A 14,303-nucleotide genomic window follows, 5' to 3' on the forward strand; every position below is an offset into this window, starting at 1 on the left:
GTGCGTCTGTCCAGCCTTTCCTGAAACGATGCGGCTGAACCGTCACGGCGACCCGGCGTCGAACCGCTGATGCACAGGAGCGAAGAGATGAGTGAAAGCAGTCAGTATCCGACAGCCCCTTTTGGCGATTGGGACGGCAGCCCGGCCGCGGCGCGTGCGATGCAGCAGAGCCTGGCGGGGCAGGTGAGCTTGCAGGATGACTTCCCACCGTTGCGATTGATCGCCGGGGTGGATGTCGGTTTCGAGGATGGCGGCACTATCACCCGCGCCGCGGCAGTGCTGCTGGATGCCGATACCCTGGAGTTGGTCGGCAGCAGCCTGGCGCGAATTCCGACGAACATGCCCTACATTCCGGGCCTGCTTTCGTTCCGTGAGCTACCCGCGGTGCTGCAGGCGCTCGGCGAACTGCCGGCCGTTCCCGACCTGATCTTTTCCGACGGCCACGGCATCGCCCACCCGCGCCGTCTGGGCATTGCTGCTCACCTGGGCGTGGTGACCGGCCTGCCCACCATCGGCGTGGCAAAGAAGCTGCTCACCGGGGCGCACGACGAGCTGGATCTGGCGCGTGGTGCACAGGTCGAGTTGCGCGACAAGAAGACCGGCGAAGTGATCGGCTGCGTGCTGCGCAGCAAGGACAAGGTGCGGCCACTGATCATTTCCCCGGGTAACCGGGTCAGCATCGTCACCGCACCGCAGCTGGTGATGCGTTATGTCACGCGCTATCGCCTGCCGGAGCCGACCCGGCTGGCCGACCGGCTGGCATCGCGGCGGGAAGAAAAGGCCGCCGCGCGGCGCTTGTCTGGAGCGGCCGAGTAGTTAAAACAGTTGTAACCGGGATTGCCCGCGCCCGTGGCGACGCTTGCAGCTGGCGTCTCGCAGGCGCTAGCCTGCGGGCCTGTTGTCAGCTCGGACCCTACGATGATTCTGGATTGCGCTACCGGTTGGTGTCAGGGCGTTCGCCACTGCCCGTCACCGAACTTCAACCAGCGGCCGGCCGGCGAGATTTCCCTGCTGGTGATCCACAACATCAGCCTGCCGCCGGGGCAGTTCGGCACCGGCAAGGTTCAGCAGTTCTTCCAGAATTGTCTGCAGTGCCATGAGCACCCGTTTTTCGAGGAGATCGCCGAGCTGCAGGTGTCGGCGCATTTTCTCATCGAGCGTGATGGCGCGATCACTCAGTTCGTCTCCTGTCTGGATCGTGCCTGGCACGCCGGCGTGTCCTGCTTCGACGGTCGCGAGGGCTGCAACGATTTCTCCATCGGCATCGAGCTGGAGGGGACCGACGACCAACCCTTCAGTGAGGCGCAATACCAGGCGCTGATCGGATTGTGCCGGGTACTGCAGGGCGCGTTTCCAGCGATTACCCCCGAGCGGGTTTGCGGACACAGCGATATCGCGCCGGGGCGCAAGACCGATCCCGGCCCGGCATTCGACTGGCAGCGGCTGCGTGCGGCTTCCATTACCTGCTGACGAAAGGAAAGGGCGATGAGTTTTCTGGTGATCCTGCTCGTGCTGCTGGTGGAGAAGTTCTCTGATTGGCGGCCGCGGCTGCAATACGACAGCCCCTGGCTGACGCGCCTGCGCCAGGCGGAGGCCAGCCCGCGTCTGCGACAGACGCCCTGGCTGGCGCTGCTGTTGCTGGTGTTGCTCCCGGTGCTGCTGCTCGGCCTGGTGCTGCTGGCACTGGAGCCGCTGGCCTATGGGTGGCTGAGCCTGCCGGTGCATCTGCTGGTGCTGCTCTACAGCCTCGGCCGCGGCCATGCCAAGGCTGAACTCGGTGCGTTCCGCGACGCCTGGCGCCGTGGAGATGATGAAGCCGCCGCGCTGGCCGCCGAACGTGACGCCGGCCTGCAGGCGCAGGACCCGCCGAGCCTGTTGGCAGCGGTGCAGTCCTGGCTGCTGTGGCGCAGCTACGAGGGTTTTTTTGCGGTGATCTTCTGGTACCTGCTGCTCGGGCCGATGGCGGCGCTGGCGTACCGGCTGCTGGCGCTGTGCGCCGAGCACACCGAGCTCGAAGGGTTGCGCGAGCGGGCCGAGCAGCTGCGGCATGCCTTCGACTGGTTGCCGGTGCGGGTGTCGCTCGGCAGTTTTGCGCTGGTCGGCAACTTCGTCGCGGTCAACCGGGCGCTGCTGCACGAGTTGCTGAGCTGGGATGTGCCAGCCCGGCGGCTGTTGGCCGATGCCGGTCCGTTGGCCGCCGATCTGCCGCCCGCGGTCGACGGCGAGGCGGGCATCGCGAGGCTCGACGGGATCGCGGCATTGCTCGTACGTACACGGGTGTTCTGGTATGCGGTGATCGCAGTCTGGACGATCCTCGCCTGAGGCTCTTGGCCAGCGGCGCCGCTAATGGACGTCCATAACGCCTCTGTATGGGGTTCCACCGCCGAATCGCTGTAACCCGCAGGCCAGACGCCTCGCCGAGCGTCTGGTTGATGCCAGTCGAAGAGCCATCATTTGGCCATTACCTTAAGTTACAAAAACGCCTACCGATATCCCGTATAACCCGGGCAGATGCCACTCTCTGACGAGCCCTGCTGCGCGCTGCAATTGCGTGCAAGCCAATACCAATAAAATTGGGAGACGTCGTGTGAATAGTCTGTTGTATCCCGCGATTGCGTTCATGAACCGCCTGAGCTTCGGTATGAAGTTCAGCCTGGTCAGCGTCCTGTTTTTCGTTCCCATGCTGCTGAGCAACTACTACCTGGTTCGCGACTCGTACCGGGCATATGTCGGTACCCGCAACGAGCTGCAGAGTCTCGAGCTGCTTGGCTCGACCTTGCAGGTGCGGCGCAGCATGGAGGACTGGAAAGACCTCGTGCATATCGAATCGATCATCGGCCAGACCGGCAATGTCGAGGCGCTGCAGACTCGCTTGAACCGCGTCGAAAGCGCGCTGACAGCGCAGCTGCAGGCTCTTGCCCCCGTTGGCGATGCGCCTGAGCAGGTGGCTGAATTCAATAGCCGTCGCGACGAACTGGTGACCGGGCTGAACGCCGCCCAGGCCGAGCAATCGTTGCAGTCCAAGGCAGCCATGGCCGAGTCCCTGCTGGGCCAGTCGCAGGTGATGATCAAGCTCGTCGCCGGCCAGTCCGGCCTCAGCCAGGATCTCGAGCGTGAGGTCCGTCTGTTGGCCGAGCTGCTGACCACGGTAACCCCGGCCATCAGCGCATCGCTCGGCGAGGGGCGCGCGGTGGGCTCCTACACGTTCGGCCAGGGCTACCTGAACTCCGATGCCAGCAATACGCTGGACAGCCTCGTGCTGGAACTGGAAAAGCAGCAGGCGCAGTACGCCGCACAGTTGCAGGATGCCCTGGGCGCAAGCCAGGCCGCGCGTACCCGGCTCGACGCCTTCGCCACCGCCAGCCGTGAGTCCCTGCAGGCGAGCAGCGAAATCCTGCAGGACGAGGTGATCATGGCCGAGGCGCTGGACCTGCCTTGGGAGCAGTTCTACGAGCGCATCAGCGCGCAGATGGCCAAGACCTACGAGCTGAACGACGCCATTCTCGGTTTCCTCGAGGTGGAGCTTGCCGAGCGGCTGGAGCAGAAGCGCCTGCTCATGACCCTGCTGCTTTCGGCACTGGCGGTGGTGCTGTGCCTGGTGGCGTATCTGTACGCGGGCTTCTATGCCTCGACACGCGCCTCGCTGCACAGTCTCGGCAGGATCATGGACAAGGTCGCCGCCGGTGACATGACCGCGCGCTATCAGGTACAGAGCCGCGATGAGCTTGGCGAGCTGGGACAGGTGTTCAATACCACCGTGGCGCAGATCCGCGAGCTGATCGAGCGAGTCGGGCAGACCGTCGCCGAAGTCGAGCGCCAGGCACAGCGGGTCGAAAGCGTCTCCGGCGAGAGCAATCAGACGGTATCCGAGCAGCGTGGGCAGATCGAACAGGTCGCCACGGCGATGAACGAGATGTCCGCCACCGCCCAGGAGGTCGCCAGCAGTGCCGAGGCAGCAGTTGGCAGCGCACAGAGCGTCAACGAGGAAACCGTCAGCGGGCGCGAGCTGGTGGTAGCGCAGGTCGGCGGTATCCAGCGGCTGGCCGGCGAGATCGAGCAGTCGGTGCAGGTGATCAACCAGTTGGCCGACGACAGCAAGGCGATCAGCCAGGTGCTGGACGTGATCAAGACCATCGCCGAGCAGACCAACCTGCTGGCCCTCAATGCGGCCATCGAGGCCGCGCGTGCGGGCGAGCAGGGCCGTGGCTTCGCGGTAGTCGCAGACGAGGTGCGCGGGCTGGCGCAGCGGACGCAGAAGTCCACCGCGGAAATCGAGCAGATGATCGCTCGCCTGCACAATGGTGTCGGCGCAGCGGTGAAAACCATGCATGCCAGCCATACGCTGGCCGAAGACACCGTTGGCCAGTCGGGGCGGGTCGAGCAGGCGCTGGAAAACATCCTCGGCGCGGTGGGGCTGATCGTCGATCAGAACCAGCAGATCGCCGCTGCGGCTGAGCAGCAGACAGCCGTGGCGCACGATATCGATCGCAATATCGTCGCGATCAACGAGGCCGGCCAGCGCACCGCCGAGGGCGCCGGGCACACCGAGCAGGCGAGTCGCGAACTGTCCCAGCTGGTGGGACGCCTGCAGCAGCTGATCGGCGCGTTCCGGGTCTGACCGCGGCGATGATCAGGGCTGCGGCCAGCCGAACAGTTCACAGCTGTTGCGATAGCTGGCTGCGGCCAGCTCTTCGGCGCTGACACCCTTCAGATCGGCCAGCATCCGGCAGATATCCGGCAGCAGTTCCGGGCTGTTGCGCTCGCCGGCGTGGCCGGCTGGTGGGATATCCGGCGAGTCGGTTTCCAGCACGATGGCCTCCAGCGGCAGTTGCTTGAGCACCCGCTGCATGCGCAGCGCCTGTGGCCAGGTACCGGCACCCCCGAGGCCGAGCCTGAAGCCGAGGCGCAGGTATTCCTGAGCTTCCTCCCAGCTGCCACTGAAGGCGTGCACGATGCCGGCGCGCTGCAGCTTGTAGCGTTTGAGCATGGCGATCATCGGTGCGTGGGCGCGGCGTACGTGCAGCAGCACCGGCAGCTCGAACTCCGCAGCCAGCGCCAGCTGCGCTTCGAGCAGTTCGTGCTGGCGCTCGATGTCCGGGTCCTCGACGTAATAGTCCAGGCCGATCTCGCCGATGGCGCAGAGTTTAGGCTCACCGCGTAGCTGCTCCAGCCAGTCGCGCAGCTTGCCCAGGTGCTCGTCCCGGTGCTCGGCGATGAACACCGGGTGAAGGCCCAGCGCGGCATGAACCGCTGGCTGCTCGCAGGCTAGTTGCCAGACCCGCTCCAGATTCGCTTCGTGCACGCCGAGTACCACGATGCGCTCGACGCCAGCGGCCGCGCTGCGGGCGATGACCTGGGTCCTGTCATCATCGAACATCTCGAAATCGAGGTGGGTATGGGTGTCGATAAGCTGCACGACAGGCTCCGTACGGTCGGCGGTGGGCGGGCGCGTAATGCTACATGGCCTTCAGTGGCTTTCCTCTTCGATCTGAATGTCGCTGACGCCCAGCTCTTCAAGCCGGCTGGCTTCGCTGGGGCGTATCGGGTTTTCCCAGGGGGCGTCGACCGCCGCACGCGGCTCGCGGACGTAATGCAGCAGTATTTCCAGTTCGGCCTGCTCCAGACCGGGCACTTCGAACGAGCTGATCAGCAGCGAGGCGGGCTCGCCGTTGATGCAGTAGTGGATGCGGTAACGCTTCAGATCGGTCATGGCGGGCTTCCTGCGGTTGGCGGCACTGAAGTATCCGACCGCCGAAATCCGCTCAGGCTCCCGAGTCTCCTTGTGCTTCGCGCTCGAGCAACGCCGCCTTGCGTTCCAGCCCCCAGCGATAGCCGGTCAGCGCCTGATGACTGCCGACCACGCGATGGCAGGGCACCAGCAGGCCGACGGGGTTGCTGGCGCAGGCGCGGGCCACCGCACGGGCGTGGCTGCCGAGGGTTGCCGCCAGCTCACCGTAGCGACGCGTCTCGCCGGCGGGAATCTGCTGCAACGCCTGCCAGACGCGCTGCTGAAAGGCCGTGCCGCGCAGATCGAGCGGCAGCTGGGCGGCACGCTGCGGTTCTTCCAGTTGGCTGACGATTGCCTGCAGCCACTCACCCAGGCCTTCCTGGTCGCGCTGCAACTGTGCCGCGGCAAAGCGTGAGCGCAGCTCGTCTTCCAGCGCTGTCTGGTCGTCGCCGAACAGCAGGGCGCAGATGCCTTTGTCGCTGCTGGCGACCAGCAGCTGGCCGAGGGGGCAGGGCGCCAGGGCGTAGCGCAGGGTTTCGCCCGCACCTTTGCGGCGGCGCTGGGCCGGCGTCAGAGCCTGGGCGTCCGCATAAGGGGCCCGCGTGCCGGAGTAGCCGGCAGCGAGGGCGGCATCGAGTACCGAGTCGGCCTCGGTCAGGTGGGTTTCCAGACGTTCGCGGCGGCGCGCCGCCGACCACGCCCGCGGGGTCATGCCGGTGCGCGCCTTGAATGCCCGTGACAGGTAGGCCGGCGACAGCCCGATGCGCGCGGCCAGCTGCTGCAGCGGCAGCGGCGTCTCGGTTTCGTCGAGCAGGCGGCAGGCGGCGATCACCAGCGCATCGAGCTGCTCGCTCGGGCTCGGGCCGCAGGGGGAGCAGCGGCGACATGGCCGGTAACCGGCGGCCTGGGCTGCCGCTGGATCGGTGTAGAACGCCGTCCGCTCGCGAGCTGGCCGGCGTGCGGGGCAGCTGGGTCGGCAGAAAATACCGGTCGAGCGCACAGCGAACACGAAGCGGCCATCGAAGGCGGCATCGCGTTCGCATAGCGCTTGCCAGCAGCGGTCCTGATCGAGCATGGCGCGACTCCCCTGGTTGATGCTGCGATTGTCGGTCCTGGCCGGACGTGCGCCAATCCAAAGCGTGCTTTCAAAGTCGATGGGGAGCATGGAAGCCGCCCCGTGATTGCCGTAACCTGCAGCATCGCCCTGACCGAGAAGGACCTGCAAGCCGCTGATGAAAACGCCTAAACGACTCGAACCGCTGATCGAGGATGGCCTGATCGACGAGGTGCTGCGGCCGCTTATGAGCGGCAAGGAAGCAGCGGTATACGTGGTGCGCTGTGGCGATGAGCTGCGCTGCGCCAAGGTCTACAAGGAAGCCAACAAGCGCAGCTTCCGCCAGGCCGTGAAATACCAGGAAGGCCGTAAGGTGCGCAGCAGCCGCGATGCGCGCGCGATGGCCAAGGGCTCCAAGCACGGGCGCAAGGAGAAGGAGGACAACTGGCAGAACGCTGAGGTCGCGGCGCTGTTCCGCCTGGCCGATGCCGGCGTGCGCGTTCCCAAACCCTACGACTTTCTCGACGGCGTGCTGCTGATGGAGATGATCGCCGGCGAAGATGGCGATGCCGCACCGCGACTGAACGACGTCGACCTGCATCCGGACGACGCCCGCGAGTTCCATGCGTTCATGATCCACGAAGTGGTCAAGATGCTCTGCGCGGGGCTGGTGCACGGTGATCTGTCGGAATTCAACGTGCTGCTCGACGAGCACGGCCCGGTGATCATCGACCTGCCGCAGGCGGTGGATGCGGCCGGCAACAACCATGCGTTCGAAATGCTCGAGCGCGATGTTGGCAACATGTCGGCCTATTTCGGACAGTTCGCGCCGGAACTCAAGTTCACCCGCTACGCCAAGGAGATGTGGGCACTGTACGAGCAGGGCAAGCTGACCACCGAGACCGAGCTGACCGGGGAATTTGCCGAGCCGGAAGATGCCGCGGATATCGATGCGGTAATGCGGGAGATCAAGGCCACGCTGGCCGAGCAGGAGCGCCGTGAGGCCTTGCGCGGTGCGGACGATGCGCCGAAGGATGAGCCGCCGGAGCCGCCGTGGATGAAAGGCTGATCGGCAGTCTCTGGCGAACCCCGGAGACTGCTGCTTCTGTGTTTTTGCCGGTTAGCGGGAGTCTTCAAGGACTCCGGCCAGTTAAGGTCTTCAGTGCGTCGATTGCTCTGTAGAGTTTTCCCCGGCGTCCGCGGTATCCGCGGACGCCGCCTTCCATCCACCCCCCAACGCCACATACAACGCCACCTGCGCCGTCGCCAGCGCGCTCCGGCCTTCCAGCGCCCGCTGGCGGGCCTGTAGCGCACCGCGCTGGGCGTCCAGTACCTCGCTCAGGTTTGCCTCACCCAGCTCGTAGCTGCGCTGCGCCAGCCGATGCGCCCGTTCACGGTGCTCGCGGGTGCGGTTGAGGGATGCGTGCCTGCGCTGCTGACCGGCCATTCTCGTCAGGCCCCGTTCGACTTCCTCCAGGGCTTGGGCCAGCGCCTGTTCGAAGGCGACATAGGCGGTCTCGCCCTCGGCATCGGCGAGGTCGATGGCGGCGCCGCGGCGAGGATAGTCGAGCAATGGCAGGCCGAACGTCGCGCCGACCCGGGCGAAGTTCGAGGCGCCGGATATCGCGTCTCCCAGAGCGAAGCCGGAGCGGCCCACCGCGGCCTGCACCGCCAGCTTGGGGAACAGATCGCGGCGGGCGGCCAGCGATTGCAGCTCGGCGGCGTCCAGCCGTGCGGCTTCGGCGATAAGATCCGGGCGGCGGCGCAGCAGGTCGATGGGCTGGCCCGGGGCGATGCGCTGCTCGGCCAGTGGCACCGGCGCGCTGGCGGCGAGACGTGCAGCGGTGCTGCCCGGCGGCTCGGCGAGCAGGGTGTCCAGCGCCAGCTGCGCTTCGGCCAGGTGAATGTCCAGCTCGTCCAGATCGGCTTCCAGCGACGCACGCTCGGCGGATGTGGCTTCGACGTCCAGCCGGGTCACTTCGCCGGCGTGGAACAGCAGCCCGGCGATACGCTCCAGTTCGCGCGCCACTTCGATGCCTTCGACCAGCAAGGCGCGCTGGCCCTGCAATGCGCGCAGCTGCAGATAGCCCTGGGCGGTATTCGAGGCTACGGCCAAGCGCGCGGCGATCGTCTGCGCCTCGGCCGAACGCAGCTGCCGAGCGGCGCTGTCACGCCGCGCGCGGGTGGCGCCGAACAGGTCCAGCTCCCAGGTCGCCTGCAGCGCCAGCTCCCAGGTATCGAAGCTGATCACGTCGTCGTCGGGGATGAAGTCGGCCAGCGGGCTTTCGGGTTCGGCTTCCTGATCGTTCTCGTTCCACTGGCGGCTGGCCGAACCAGGCAGATCGAAGCTCGGCAGCAGGCCGGCGCGCGACTGGCGCAGCTGGGCTCGCGCCGCGGTGACGCGCGCCATGGCCAGGCGTACATCGTGGTTCTGCTGCATGGCGCGGCTAACCAGCGCGGTGAGCTGCGGGTCATCGAACTGGCGCCACCAGACGGCCAGCGACTCGGCATCGGCCGGGTGCGAACCGGCGGCACTGAACCAACCTTCCGGCAGTTGCGGATCGGTATGCTGCGGTACGCTGGAGCAGGCACTCAGGGCCAGGGCGAGCAGCAGCGGGGCGGCCAGGACCTTGGCAGTCATGCGGTTTCCTCCGGGCGCACTTTCATGAACAGCAGGTACAGGCACGGCACCGCGAGCAAGGTCAGCAGCGTGGCGAAGCCCAGTCCGCCCATGATGGTCACCGCCATGTTGGCGAAGAACGGATCGAACAGCAGCGGCACCATGCCCAGCACCGTGGTGCCGGCGGCCATCATCACCGGTCGCAGGCGCGACGCTGAGGCTTCGATGATGGCGGTCAGGCGCGGTACTTCGTCGGCGATCTGGCGGTCGATCTCGTCCACCAGCACCACGGCGTTCTTGATCAGCATGCCGGTGAGGCTGAGCAGGCCGAGCAGCGCCATGAAGCCGAATGCCTGTCCGGTGAGCAGCAGGCCGAAACTCACGCCGCAGATGGCCATGGGCACCACCAGCCAGATCATCAGCGGCTGGCGCACCCTGGCGAACAGCAGCACGGTGACCAGCACCATCGCCAGGTAGGGCACCGCCAGCGTGCTGGCCAGCGCCTGCTGGGCGTCGGAAGACTGTTCGTAATCGCCGCCCCACTTGAGGCTGTAGTTGACTGGCAGCTCGATGCCCTCGATCAGCGGACGAATGCGCTGGTGTGCCTCGTTGGTGTTCTCGCCATCGCGCGGCTCGGCGCGAATGGAGATGGTGCGCTCGCGGTCGTAGCGCACGATGATGCTGTCCTCGCTGATCGGCTCGATGCCATCGGCGACCTGCGCTAGCGGCACGTAGCCGGTGCCGGCGGGGCTCCAGATCAGCCGTTGCAGCAGGTCGTCGCTGCCGACACGGTCCTCGGGCGCGGCACGCAGCAATACCGGGATCAGTTCGTCGCGCTCGCGCAGCAGGCTGACCCGCTGGCCCTCGCTACCGGCGGCCAGGGCGCGCGCCACCGCCTGGCGCGTCAGCCCGGCGTCGGCAAGGCGATCCAGCGCCAGTTGCGGGCGCAACACCAGCACCGGCTGACGCCAGTCGTCGCGCACGTTGAACACCTTGCCCTCATCCTGCAGCCGCTTGCGACCCTCGGCGGAGATCGCGCGCAGCACCTCGATATCCGGGCCGCTGATGCGCGCTTCCAGCTTGGCCTCGGCATTGGGGCCGAACATGAACTGCGCAGCCGAGACGTCGGCCGAGGGGTAGCGTTGCGGCAGTTCCTGGTTGATCTGCCGCACCAGGCCGTCGATCAGCTCGGCATCCTCGGTGCGCACGAGGAAGTGCATCAGCGACGAATTCGGCTGTTCCGGCATGTAGGTCAGCATGAAGCGCGAGGCACCGGCGCCGATGAAGCTGGACACGCCGCTGACGCCCTCCATCTCTGCCAGATACTCCTCGACGTCACTCGCGGTGCGTGCGGTATCGCGGATGTGCGTGCCCTGGGGCAGGAACAGGTTGACGTAAAACAGCGGCGTGCTCGACGGAGGAAAGAAGCTCTGGGGGAGACGGGTGAAGATCACCGCGCTGACCACCGTCAGCACCACCAGCACGCCGATGGTCAGCCAGGGCCGATGCAACACGCCACCGGCCAGGCGCCGATAACGGTTGTACCAGGGGCCGTTGTAAGCGGCGTCGGGGTCCTCGTCGGCGTCGACATTGCGCAGCAGATAGTGGCCGAACAGCGGCACCAGCAGCAGTGCCAACAGCCAGCTGAGCAGCAGCGACACGGCGATGACGAAGAACAGCGAGAAAAGGAATTCGCCGGTGGTGTCCTGGGACAGGCCGATCCCCGCGAAGGCGAGGATGCCGATGATGGTGGCGCCGAGCAGCGGCCATTGCGTCTGCTGTAGCGTCTGTTGCGACGCTTCAAGAATGCTCTTGCCCTGGCGCTGGCGCACCAGCATGCCGTCGCAGACCACCACCGCGTTGTCCACCAGCATGCCCATGGCGATGATCAGCGCGCCTAGGGAAATCCGCTCCAACTCGATGCCCACCAGCCACATCACCAGCAGCGTGCCGAGCACCGTGAGGAACAGCACCGCACCAATGATGAAACCGGCGCGCACGCCCATGGCGATGCACAGCACGCCGACGACGATGGCAACCGAGAGAAACACGTTGAGCGCGAAACTGTTTACCGATTCGTCGACGATCTGATGCTGCTCATACAGCGGATGCAGATCGACGCCCAGCGGCATGCGGTGCTCGTTGGCCTGCAGGACCGCTTCGACGCTATGCCCGACCTCGACGATATTCGCCCCGGATACCCCGCTGATGCCGAGCGTTAAAGCCTGCTGGCCGTTGTGGCGGATGATCTGTTGAGGCCGCTCGGCGTATTCCCGCGACAGCTTGGCAATCGCACCCAGTTCGACCCGCTGTGGTCCTTGGCCGACCGGCAGTGCACGCAACTCGTCCAGGGAATCGAAGGCGCCGCTCGGGCGCAGGCGCACAAAGAAGTCGCCGGCGTTGACGCCGCCGGCATCGACGGCGGCATCGGTATCGGCCAGCGCCGCGGCGATCTCGTCGGGGGCGACACCCAGCGCCGCCAGCTGCGCCTGGTCGACTTCGACGAGGATGCGCTCTTCTTGCACGCCCGCGATTTCCACCTTGCCGACGCCGTCGGCAGTGAGCAGGGCGCGGCGCAGGTCCTTGGCCGTTTCGTGCAGCTCCTTGAGCGTCAGTCCGTCGCCGGTCAGCGCATAGAAGATGCCGTAGACGTCGCCGAAATCATCGTTGACCTGCGGCGGTTCGATCCCCGGGGGCAGGTCGCCCTGGGCATCGTCGATCTTGTTGCGCAGCTCGTCCCATATCTGCGGCAGGGCATCGCCGTCGTAGCGGTCCTGCATCTCCACGCGGAGCTCGGCGATGCCCGGCATCGAGCGCGAGCGGATCTCCTTGATCTGCGACATCTGCTGGATCGCGCTCTCCAGCGGTTCGGTCACCTGTTGCTCGACCTCCAGCGCTGTGGCGCCGGGGTACTGCACGTTGACGATGGCCTGCTTGATGGTGAATTCCGGGTCTTCCAGACGGCCGATCTCGAAGAAGGCGAGGGTGCCGCCGAGCAGGCAGATCAGTACCAGAATCCAGATGTTGACCGGCCGGGTGATGGCGTAGCGGGCGAAATCCATCGGCTCAGTTCCGCTCCTGCGCTTCGATCGGCTGGTCCTCGTGCAGCTTGCTGCCGCCAGCGACGACGATCGGCATCTGCGCCTGCAGGCCGTCACCGCGAATCAGTGCCTGATCGCCATCGACCCGCTCGAGCTGCACCGGCTGCCGCCGCGCGCGGCCATAGTCCGCCTGCCAGATGAAGTGCTGGCCGTCGCTGCCGGTCTGCAGCGCCGACAGCGGTAGGCGGAAGGCGTCGCGGGTCCTCTGCGGCTGCGGCGGACGTTCGATGCGCACGCGCATGGCCATGCCCGGCAGCAGGTTGTACTCCTCCGGCGGCTCGCCCTGCAGCACCAGGCGGTAGGTCCGCGCGCCTTCGCGTGGCTGAGTGCTGTGCTCCTTGTAGCGCAGCGGCAGACGCACATCGGCAATCACCAGCTCGCCTTCGGCCTGCAGACCGGCGCCGAGCGGAATGCTCAGCGCGGCGGTTTCCGGTAGATCAACGCTGACTTCGATATGGCGGTTGTCCTGCATTTCGAAGATCGGCGTGCCGACTGCGACCACCATGTCCGGCTCGGCCAGGCGGCGCGCCACCACGCCATCGAACGGCGCGTTCAGCGTGCTGTGATCGAGGTCGCGCTGGGCGCTGTCGCGCGCCACCCGTGCCGCCACGGTGTTGGCTTGCAGCGCTTCGATGGCGGCGGGGGCGAGAATGCCCTCGGCGAGGAGGGTGCGCTTGCGTGCCAGATCCGCCTCCAGTTGACGCAGGCGTGCCTCGGCTTCGCGCAGCTGCAGGCGATAGTCGGTGCGATCCAGCTGTGCCAGCGGTTGCCCGCGGCGCACCCGCGTACCTTCGTCGACCAGGATGCGCTCGATACGCCCGGCCACCTCGAACGACAGTTGCGTGGAGGTCACGCTCTGCACCACGCCGGAGAAGCGCAGCGCCTCGGCTTTCGGCTCGGCCGCCTGCAACGGCTCGACCAGGGCCACCCGTGGCGGCTCGGGTGCCGGCTCGGCTTCCGAGGAGCAACCACCGAGCAGCGGCAGCGCACAGACGATGATCGTCAACCAGGCACGGGGCGCTGGGAATGCTCGCGTTGACGTCATCGTGGCTCCTATCTGATCGGCGTTGCGGGCGTGCGGGCACCCGTTGGGACTGACAGTAGAGCCCCGCGTCTGCGCAGGAGTTCGCTGGCGATGTTCGTAGAAGTGAGGTGACCGGGCGGTCGACTTCTGCCGAGGCTCTGCCACACTCAAGGGTGCGCGGCTGCGGCTCTGCAGCGCTTGACCGTCGTGAACTCAGCGGGGATGCTTGCCCGCTGTTGAAGGCGCATCACTCATGGGGAATACGCAATGCAAGGCCAGGCACCGGTAATCGACTATCTGAAGGAGCTGCTGCGCGGCGAACTGGCGGCGCGCGATCAGTATTTCCTGCATTCGCGAATGTACGCCGACTGGGGCTTCAGCAAGCTCTACGAGCGCATCAATCACGAGATGGAGGAGGAGACGCAGCACGCCGATGCGCTGTTGCAGCGCATCCTCTTTCTCGAAGGCACCCCGGACATGACGCCGGAGCCGATCAATCCGGGGCACACCGTGCCGGACATGCTGCGCAACGACCTGGCGCTGGAGTACAAGGTGCGCGCCGCGCTGGCCCAGGGCATCGCGCTGGCCGAACAGCACGGCGACTACCCGACCCGCGACATGCTGGCGCTGCAGCTGCACGACACCGAGGAAGACCACGCCTACTGGCTGGAGCAGCAGCTCGGCCTGATCGACCGCATCGGTCTGCAGAATTACCTGCAATCCCAGGCCAGCTGAGCCTTCCACCCCGCGAGGCAGGGCCTGCCTCGCGAGGTTCC

General features: G+C 66.4%; 12 protein-coding genes. 6 read left to right on the forward strand and 6 right to left on the reverse strand.

All coding sequences use genetic code 11. The features are described 5' to 3' along the window. Nucleotides 1-87: 87 nt before the first annotated feature. From nfi to LLJ08_RS03195, 4 genes are all read left to right on the forward strand, one after another. Nucleotides 88-816 (forward strand): deoxyribonuclease V, encoded by a 729-nt coding sequence (gene nfi, locus LLJ08_RS03180; protein ID WP_228208191.1) that lies wholly within the window; start codon nucleotides 88-90, stop codon nucleotides 814-816. A gap of 102 nt (nucleotides 817-918) precedes the next feature. Then, nucleotides 919-1,470 (forward strand): 1,6-anhydro-N-acetylmuramyl-L-alanine amidase AmpD, encoded by a 552-nt coding sequence (ampD, locus tag LLJ08_RS03185; RefSeq protein WP_014819076.1) that lies wholly within the window; start codon nucleotides 919-921, stop codon nucleotides 1,468-1,470. Between the two features lie 15 nt (nucleotides 1,471-1,485). Next, nucleotides 1,486-2,322: a regulatory signaling modulator protein AmpE gene (gene ampE, locus LLJ08_RS03190; protein WP_228208192.1), complete on the forward strand. Its 837-nt coding sequence runs from the start codon at nucleotides 1,486-1,488 to the stop codon at nucleotides 2,320-2,322. 265 nt (nucleotides 2,323-2,587) lie between these two features. After that, entirely contained in the window at nucleotides 2,588-4,618 is a 2,031-nt protein-coding gene (locus tag LLJ08_RS03195; protein WP_228208193.1) for a methyl-accepting chemotaxis protein, read from the forward strand. 12 nt (nucleotides 4,619-4,630) lie between these two features. Here LLJ08_RS03195 and LLJ08_RS03200 read toward each other — a convergent pair whose 3' ends face one another. The 3 genes from LLJ08_RS03200 to ada are packed head-to-tail and all read right to left on the reverse strand — an operon-like array spanning nucleotide 4,631 to nucleotide 6,803. After that, nucleotides 4,631-5,416: a TatD family hydrolase gene (locus LLJ08_RS03200; RefSeq protein ID WP_101275137.1), complete on the reverse strand. Its 786-nt coding sequence runs from the start codon at nucleotides 5,414-5,416 to the stop codon at nucleotides 4,631-4,633. A gap of 51 nt (nucleotides 5,417-5,467) precedes the next feature. Beyond that, nucleotides 5,468-5,710 (reverse strand): hypothetical protein, encoded by a 243-nt coding sequence (locus LLJ08_RS03205; RefSeq protein WP_041015978.1) that lies wholly within the window; start codon nucleotides 5,708-5,710, stop codon nucleotides 5,468-5,470. A gap of 52 nt (nucleotides 5,711-5,762) precedes the next feature. Then, nucleotides 5,763-6,803, reverse strand: coding sequence for a bifunctional DNA-binding transcriptional regulator/O6-methylguanine-DNA methyltransferase Ada (ada, locus tag LLJ08_RS03210; RefSeq protein WP_041016076.1), 1,041 nt, complete (start codon nucleotides 6,801-6,803; stop codon nucleotides 5,763-5,765). A 157-nt stretch (nucleotides 6,804-6,960) separates the two neighbouring features. Between ada and LLJ08_RS03215 the strand changes: the two genes are divergently transcribed. Further along, nucleotides 6,961-7,851, forward strand: coding sequence for a PA4780 family RIO1-like protein kinase (locus LLJ08_RS03215; RefSeq protein ID WP_014819082.1), 891 nt, complete (start codon nucleotides 6,961-6,963; stop codon nucleotides 7,849-7,851). Nucleotides 7,852-7,941: 90 nt separating this feature from the next. Here the strand turns inward: LLJ08_RS03215 and LLJ08_RS03220 are convergent, their stop codons facing one another. Genes LLJ08_RS03220 through LLJ08_RS03230 form a run of 3 tightly spaced genes read right to left on the reverse strand, consistent with a single transcriptional unit; the run spans nucleotide 7,942 to nucleotide 13,548 of the window. Further along, the gene (locus LLJ08_RS03220; protein ID WP_228208194.1) at nucleotides 7,942-9,423 is read right to left on the reverse strand and encodes an efflux transporter outer membrane subunit; all 1,482 of its coding nucleotides are present in this window, start codon (nucleotides 9,421-9,423) and stop codon (nucleotides 7,942-7,944) included. Further along, nucleotides 9,420-12,464 carry an efflux RND transporter permease subunit gene (locus LLJ08_RS03225; RefSeq protein ID WP_228208195.1) on the reverse strand — a complete coding sequence of 1,015 codons (3,045 nt, stop codon included), beginning with the start codon at nucleotides 12,462-12,464 and terminating at the stop codon, nucleotides 9,420-9,422. The genes LLJ08_RS03220 and LLJ08_RS03225 overlap by 4 nt, the downstream gene beginning before the upstream one ends. Nucleotides 12,465-12,468: 4 nt before the next feature. Next, nucleotides 12,469-13,548, reverse strand: coding sequence for an efflux RND transporter periplasmic adaptor subunit (locus LLJ08_RS03230; RefSeq protein WP_228208196.1), 1,080 nt, complete (start codon nucleotides 13,546-13,548; stop codon nucleotides 12,469-12,471). Between the two features lie 246 nt (nucleotides 13,549-13,794). Between LLJ08_RS03230 and bfr the strand changes: the two genes are divergently transcribed. Next, nucleotides 13,795-14,262 carry a bacterioferritin gene (gene bfr, locus LLJ08_RS03235; RefSeq protein ID WP_014819086.1) on the forward strand — a complete coding sequence of 156 codons (468 nt, stop codon included), beginning with the start codon at nucleotides 13,795-13,797 and terminating at the stop codon, nucleotides 14,260-14,262. Nucleotides 14,263-14,303 lie beyond the last annotated feature (41 nt).

Source organism: Stutzerimonas chloritidismutans, from assembly GCF_020783375.1.
GTDB classification, from domain to species: Bacteria; Pseudomonadota; Gammaproteobacteria; order Pseudomonadales; family Pseudomonadaceae; genus Stutzerimonas; species Stutzerimonas kunmingensis.